The 6486-nt window shown below is 69.6% G+C and carries 7 protein-coding genes and 1 pseudogene; 3 read left to right on the top strand and 5 right to left on the bottom strand.

The features are described from left to right. Nucleotides 1-216: 216 nt before the first annotated feature. Entirely contained in the window at nucleotides 217-1608 is a 1392-nt protein-coding gene (locus tag VIM19_05945; protein ID HEY5184440.1) for a hypothetical protein, read from the top strand. A 206-nt stretch (nucleotides 1609-1814) separates the two neighbouring features. Here the strand turns inward: VIM19_05945 and VIM19_05940 are convergent. Together VIM19_05940 and VIM19_05935 are read right to left on the bottom strand one after the other, a co-directional pair. After that, nucleotides 1815-2012, bottom strand: a pseudogene (locus VIM19_05940) (ATP-binding protein). A gap of 46 nt (nucleotides 2013-2058) precedes the next feature. After that, on the bottom strand, nucleotides 2059-2469 hold the full coding sequence (locus tag VIM19_05935; GenBank protein ID HEY5184439.1) for a PPOX class F420-dependent oxidoreductase: 411 nt from the start codon (nucleotides 2467-2469) through the stop codon (nucleotides 2059-2061). Between VIM19_05935 and VIM19_05930 the strand changes: the two genes are divergently transcribed. Further along, nucleotides 2431-3093, top strand: coding sequence for a VOC family protein (locus VIM19_05930; protein ID HEY5184438.1), 663 nt, complete (start codon nucleotides 2431-2433; stop codon nucleotides 3091-3093). The two genes, VIM19_05935 and VIM19_05930, sit on opposite strands and share 39 nt — an antisense overlap. A gap of 63 nt (nucleotides 3094-3156) precedes the next feature. On the opposite strand, the gene VIM19_05925 is transcribed toward VIM19_05930, so the two are convergent. Beyond that, nucleotides 3157-3597 (bottom strand): hypothetical protein, encoded by a 441-nt coding sequence (locus tag VIM19_05925; protein HEY5184437.1) that lies wholly within the window; start codon nucleotides 3595-3597, stop codon nucleotides 3157-3159. A gap of 56 nt (nucleotides 3598-3653) precedes the next feature. Next, the gene (glnA, locus tag VIM19_05920; protein HEY5184436.1) at nucleotides 3654-5078 is read right to left on the bottom strand and encodes a type I glutamate--ammonia ligase; all 1425 of its coding nucleotides are present in this window, start codon (nucleotides 5076-5078) and stop codon (nucleotides 3654-3656) included. Between the two features lie 201 nt (nucleotides 5079-5279). Between glnA and VIM19_05915 the strand changes: the two genes are divergently transcribed. Further along, complete coding sequence (locus VIM19_05915; protein ID HEY5184435.1) at nucleotides 5280-5750, top strand: RDD family protein; 471 nt, start codon at nucleotides 5280-5282, stop codon at nucleotides 5748-5750. Nucleotides 5751-5766: 16 nt separating this feature from the next. Here VIM19_05915 and VIM19_05910 read toward each other — a convergent pair whose 3' ends face one another. Further along, nucleotides 5767-6456 (bottom strand): DUF4191 domain-containing protein, encoded by a 690-nt coding sequence (locus VIM19_05910; protein ID HEY5184434.1) that lies wholly within the window; start codon nucleotides 6454-6456, stop codon nucleotides 5767-5769. Nucleotides 6457-6486: the final 30 nt, after the last annotated feature.

The raw sequence follows: 6486 nt of genomic DNA, 5'->3' as shown, positions 1-6486 counted from the left end.
CAGGCACTGCACGTCCAGCACCACATGACCATCGAGCAGATCGCTCACCCTCACGACACCATCAACCATGACCCGCAGCCCGGCCGCACCTGACCGCGCACGCCAGCCCCAGCTCGGCGGTCAGAGGCGAAGCCTCGTTAGGTCTTTCGTCGGCTACGCACCTGCCAGCCGACCGGCCATGCTGCAAAGGACACTCGGTTTCTGGGGGGTGGGGCAGTGGCTCCGTTCGGATGGTCGGCACTGCCGGCGTCGCTGGCTCGGGACCTGGCCGAGGAGCTCGGGCTGGGCGGGCGCAACGCCTCGCACAGGATCGCCGAGCTGTTCCCGGACGGCCCGAGCGAGGAGTTCGTCCGGCTGACCTGGCCGGTCCTGCGAGACCGGTGGATCAGCCGGGAGCCCGAGCTCCGGCAGCAGGTCGTGGCGACGCTGCATGCCCGGGGCCTGGGGGACGCCGGGTTGCTCGGCCCGTCGGCCGCAGCCCAGCGGGCTTACCTCGCCTCGTGCCGCAACAGCGGGAGCCTGCGCCAGATCGTGCTGGGCGTGTTGTTGGCGTCCTTCGCGCCTGACGGTGGTCGGGGCAGGCGCCAGGGCGGGCGAGCGCCGACTCCAGCACCGTCGGTTCAAGCCGAGGCGCCCAGCCCGGGCCCGGGCGTGGACGCGAAGGTGGAGTCCGCCTGGGCTGCGCTCGAGCAGCGGCTGGCCGAGGCGATCGACCACGGCCAGGACGGCGACCGGGTGGTCCTCAGGCTGGCCCCCGGCGCGGACGGCGGCGACGGGGACAACACCTACTACGTTCAGTGGGCGGTTGCCGACGGACACGCCCAGCTCGAGGCGGTCAGCAACGCCTTCCTGGCGCCGGCGCGCCGGCTGACCCGCGAGCCGCTGGCCCGACTGGCCGCCCTCGGCTGGCAGCTGCCGACGCCGAACGGCCCCGCCAACTTCCACCTGGACATGAGCCAGGACCAGGCCTCCTCCGCGTCGAGCACGCTGGTGCGCACGCTGCGGGAGGTGTACAACGCGCCGCACCCCGCGTTCTTGACCGTCGAGGGGTTCAACCAGGAGCAGGCCCTGGACCTGTCCGTACTCGGGCTCCCGGCTCCCCGTCACGGGGCTGTGGCGGCGTCCGGCCCCGCCGCGGCCGTGGACGCTGGCGCACCCCTGCGCGCGCAGGTGGTCGCAGTGCTTGCCCACGGGCTCGGTGTCTCGGCCGAGGCTGTCGTCTCCGACGAGGACGGCGACTTCCCCTTGCGCTCCGGGTCGACCATGGTCTTCGTCCGGGTCCTGGAGGACCAGGGCTTGGTCAGCCTGTTCAGCCCCGTCTTGGTCGACGTCGACGACACCGATGCTCTGCGCCGCGCCCTCATCGACGTCCAGGGGCAGGTGCCCTTGATCCACTTCGTCGTGGAGGGCGGGGTGGTGACCGCTGCTGCCCAAGTGATCGCCGGCCCGCTGGTGCCCGACCATCTGCACCGGGTGATCGCTTTGATGATCGGCGTCTGTGATCAGCTTGACGACCGGCTGCAGGGGGACTTCGGTGGGCGCACCTTCTTCGGCGACCCCGCCCAGACCCGCCCCGTCCCCGCGCCCGAGATCGGCGGCTACCTCTAGCACGGTCGCCGGGTGCCCTAGGGTCGTCGGATGGGTACCTCGCTGCTGGCCACCTCCGTCTGGATCCCCGGTCTTCTCGTCATCGGGGTGGTCCTGATCGTCGCCGTCGTGGTCGTTGCTCTGAGGACCATGCGCAACCGGTAGCGGCCGGACTTGTTGCTGACGAGCGAGGCGGCTCAACTGAGCCGACCGTCCCGCACACTCCCCGGGTGCAGGTTCGAGGTCACGGCGATGGAGCCATGTTCGTAGGCGGCGTCCACGACGCGGTAGAACGCCTCCCCGGCGGCTCGGCTGATCGCGACGGTCAGGGACGCAAGGGTGAACCAGGAGACCCGCATCCCGGAGTCGATGGCCTTGTGCGCGAGGGCTTCGACGAAGTGGGTCTTGCCGGTCCCGGAGGGTCCGGTCGCCCCGAAGGGGCGTCGGGGCGGTGAGTTTGGTGTCTCCGGTTCAGCCCTGCACGTCAGGTCCGGCCCGGCGCGCAGTGATGCGCAGCAGCACGCGCTGCTCGCGCTCCATGGCGGCTCGGTAGTCGTCCCAGTCCGGGTGCTCACCCGCGACCTGGCGGTAGTAGTCGACCAGCGGCTGCATGGCGTCCGGAAGCTCCACGATCTCCACGTCGCCCTCGACCTGGATCCACGGGCCGTAGAACCCGTCGCTGATGACGCACAGCCACGCTGTGGGCCGCTTGCGCAGGTTGCGGGTCTTCAGCGCGCTCTGACGGGTGCTCACGAGCAGATGCCCGCCATCGTCGACGGCAACGGCCACCGGGGACATCTGTGGGGAACCGTCGTCACGGCTCGTGGTCAAGATCGCCCGGTGATGGTCGCGGACGAACGCCCGCGCCTGGTCGAGGTCCATGGCCTCAACCTACCGACCTTGGCGTGCTGCCAGGTCCGATGTCGTTCGGCCGCGTCTCAACGGCAGTTCAGACTGCCGAAACCGGGGGACTTCAGCGGGGGATGCGCCCTTCGTCGGCACATCGGTTCGCTGCCGAAGCCACCAGGTCAGCGGCTACCGTGCCTCCGGGACACAGGCTCCGCGTCGCTCAGGAAGCGAGACAGCCTCATGAAGGTGCTTCGAGTGTCGTTCGTCGGGACTCGAACCCAGCACTTCGATGCGACGCAGGCCATGTTCCGGGACGTCCTCGGGATGGAGGTCGCCTTCTCGAACCCCGGATGGGCTGGGTTCACGCTGCCATCCGGACCGCGCGACCTCGTCGAGATCTTCGGTCCGGACATGACCGACGAGCGCGTCGCTCCGACGGCATTCGAGACTGGCGTGCTCATCGCCTTCGCGGTCGACGACATCGTCAGCGCGCGGGCTGAACTCGCCGCCGCGGCAGTCGAACTCGTCGGTGACATCGTGTGGGCGCGCGACCTGATCGGTGGTGACGGGAGCGACCGCTGGGGCTGGTTCTTCTTCCGCGCCCCGGACGGCAACATCTACGTCATCGAGCAGGACGGTCTCCCCACAAACGGATGACGGGGAGGGGACCAGGTGGATCCCCGCTCCACCGGGTCGCGGCACATCGGCGCGAGGCCTTGTTCACGCGCCAGATGCGGTCAGCAGCGCGAGGGCACGGTCGGCTGCATGCCGGACTCTCGGCACCGGGTCGTTCCGTGTGCCCGCAACTTCGGTGACGAGATCACCTACTCGCTGCCTGGCGATCACCTTGAGCGCCATCTCCCGGACCCGCCATGCATCGTCTGCGAGCGCGAGCCGGACTTCGGCGGTTGCCGCGACATCCCAGACCCAGAGAAGCCCCCGCGCACCCCACACTCGCAGCCAATACGTGTCGTCGTGAGCGGCTCCGTCGAGGAACTTGCGTGCGCCTGGGCCTGCGAGCGCCATGAGCAGGTCGGGATCGACCTTCTCTCCTCGGACCAGCGCACGACAGCCCGCGACCACGTCAGCGCGGCCCCGGCGAGCGCATTCGCGCTCGATGCTCTGCCGGGGTGTGATGCCCCACTGCGAGACGGAAGCCACCGGCGAAGTCTGGCACCGGCGGCCCGTTCGGGACGTCAGTCCAGGGCCTAGCGGCGCTACAGGTCGTAGTAGAGCTCGAACTCGTGCGGGTGCGGTCGGAGCCGGATCGGGTCGACCTCGTTGGTGCGCTTCCACTCGATCCAGGTCTCGATCAGGTCCTCGGTGAAGACGCCACCCTCGAGCAGGTACTCGTGGTCGGCCTCCAGCGCAGAGAGCACCTCGGGCAGTGAGCCGGGTACCTGCGGGATGCTGGCGTGCTCGTCCGGCGGTAGCTCGTAGAGGTCCTTGTCCACCGGCTGCAGTGGCTCGATCTTGCTCTTGATGCCGTCGAGGCCGGCCATGAGCATGGCCGAGAACGCCAGGTACGGGTTGGACGACGGGTCGGGGACCCGGAACTCGATCCGCTTAGCCTTCGGGTTCGAGCCGGTGATCGGGATCCGGATGCAGGCCGACCGGTTGCGCTGGCTGTAGACCAGGTTGACCGGGGCCTCGAAGCCGGGCACCAGCCGGTGGTAGCTGTTCACCGTCGGGTTGGTGAAGGCCAGCAGGGACGGCGCGTGCGCGAGCAGGCCGCCGATGTACCAGCGGGCGGTGTCGGACAGCCCCGCGTAACCCAGCTCGTCGTAGAACAGCGGCACGCCGTCCTTCCACAGCGACTGGTGGCAGTGCATGCCGGAGCCGTTGTCACCGAAGAGCGGCTTGGGCATGAACGTCGCCGTCTTGCCGGCCGCCCAGGCCACGTTCTTGATGACGTATTTGAAGGCCATCACCTGGTCGGCGGCGTGCAGCAGAGAGCCGAACTTGTAGTTGATCTCCGCCTGGCCCGCAGTGCCGACCTCGTGGTGGGCGCGCTCGACCTCCAGGCCCACGTCGGCCAGCTTGAGCGACATCTGGTCGCGCAGGTCGGCGTAGTGGTCGACCGGCGGGACCGGGAAGTAGCCGCCCTTGTAGCGGGTCTTGTAGCCGCGGTTGCCGCCGTCCTCGACCCGGCCGGTGTTCCACGCCGCCTCGATCGAGTCGATGTAGTAGTACCCGGCGTTCTGCTTGGTCTCGAAGCGCACGTCGTCGAAGACGTAGAACTCAGCCTCGGGGCCGAAGTAGACCGTGTCCGCGATGCCGGTGCTCTTGAGGTACGCCTCGGCCTTGGCCGCGATGTTGCGCGGGTCGCGGCTGTACGGCTCGTCCGTGAACGGGTCGCGGATCGAGAAGTTCATGACCAGCGTCTTCTCGGCCCGAAACGGGTCGACGAACGCCGTCGTCGGGTCCGGGATGAGCTTCATGTCGGATTCGTGGATGGCCTGGAAGCCCCGGATCGAGGAACCGTCGAACATCTGGCCGTCGGCGAAGAACGACTGACCCACCGAGGACGCCGGCACGTTGAAGTGCTGCATCACCCCAGGTAGGTCACAGAACCTGACATCGACGAACTTCACGTCCTCGTTCTTGATGAACGCGAGGACCTCGTCGGAGTTCGAGAACATCCATCCTCCCTCGGAACGGCGCCTTCTGGGCGGCTGCCGTCGGCTGCTAGGTGACGCTAGGCCGGGGCGATTTCTCGGCGGTGTCCCTGGTGTTTCGCCGCTGTTACGGGGGCGACGGTCGGAGGTTCGCTGTCCTGAGCCACCAAGGCGACCGTACGCCACCCCCACGCGGGCCCAGGGGTGGCGGGGTAGCCTCGAGGGGTGGATCGGCGCGAAGTCGGGTCGTGGATGTCGGGGCCGCGGGCCGCCGCGGAGTCCGCTGAGCTGGGATATCGCGGGCAGCGGCTGGGCCTGCCGGAGACCGGCCCGGGGTCGGTCGCCGGGTTCGGCCGGCGGATCGGTGCCCTGGTCATCGACTGGTTCGCCGCGGAGCTGGCTGCCGCCGCGCTGGCCCGGGGCCAGTCGGGCTACGGCACGAGCAGCTTCGGCTGGATCGTGCTCGGGGTCTTCGCCGCGGAGGTGTTTCTGCTGACCTGGCTGGGCGGTGCCAGCTTCGGGCAGCGGCTGCTCGGGTTACGGGTGGCCAGCCTGATCGACCGACCCCTGGGCGCGTTCCGGGCGCTGGCCCGCACGGTGCTGCTGTGTCTCGTCGTCCCCGCGGTGATCTGGGACCGGGACGGCCGGGGGATGCACGACCGGGCCGTGGCCAGCGTGGTGGTTCGCGCGCGCTGAGGGGTGCTGACCCGCCTCAGCGGGGCATCTTGGGCATCCGGGCGCCCTTGGGCAGCGGGCCCTTGGGGAGCGGGATGGTGCCCTGGACGGCGGTGAGAGCCTTGAGCCGGTGCTCCAGCTCGGTGATCTGCGAGCCGTTGAGCGTCTTCGGCAGCTTCATCACGTAGGCGTTCAGCTTGGCCAGCGGGACCTCGCCGGACCCGTTGCCGGCGACCACCTCGTTCACCGGCGCGTCGCCGACCACCCGCTGGGTGCGCTTGCGCTCCCCGGCGAGCAGGTGGGCGACCCGGCTGGGGGCGCCCTCACCGATCAGCACGACCCCGCACTTGCCGACCACGCGGTGGACGACGTCCTGGTTGCGGGTCACCGCCACGGCGGGAGTCACCGTGTAGCCCTTGCGCAGCGTGTTCAGCGCGGCCGCGGCGGCACCCGGCTGCCCCTCGATCGAGGCGTAGGCGGCCCGCTCGGCCCGGCGGCCGAAGATGAAGGTGACCACCAGCACGGCCACCGACACCCCGAGGAAGCTCAGGTAGTACGGGTGGCTGAGCAGGATGCCGACGAGCACGAAGGGGACCAGCACGCCGACGAACCAGGCCGCCAGGATCCAGCCGATCCGCGGGTCGGACCGCTGGGCCACCTGGTAGGCGGCCTTGATCTGCGCGACCCGGCCGGGCCCTTCCTTCTTCTTGCGGTTCCAGAACGCCATGGGGGACAGGGTAAGGGGCCGGGCGGCGTC

The sequence above is a fragment of the Actinomycetes bacterium genome, from assembly GCA_036510875.1.
In the GTDB taxonomy this organism is placed as follows: Bacteria; Actinomycetota; Actinomycetes; order Prado026; family Prado026; genus DATCDE01.
Note: the sequence above shows the minus strand (reverse complement) of the source record. Positions and strands in the feature narration are given on the sequence as shown.

What these genes read in the sequence shown, in the direction of transcription:
- VIM19_05910 (HEY5184434.1), bottom strand. Translation starts at nt 6,456, where the DNA reads ATGGCGTTCTGGAACCGCAAGAAGAAGGAAGGGCCCGGCCGGGTCGCG.
- VIM19_05930 (HEY5184438.1), top strand. Translation starts at nt 2,431, where the DNA reads ATGGTCGCGGACGAACGCCCGCGCCTGGTCGAGGTCCATGGCCTCAAC.
- glnA (HEY5184436.1), bottom strand. Translation starts at nt 5,078, where the DNA reads ATGTTCTCGAACTCCGACGAGGTCCTCGCGTTCATCAAGAACGAGGAC.
- VIM19_05935 (HEY5184439.1), bottom strand. Translation starts at nt 2,469, where the DNA reads ATGGACCTCGACCAGGCGCGGGCGTTCGTCCGCGACCATCACCGGGCG.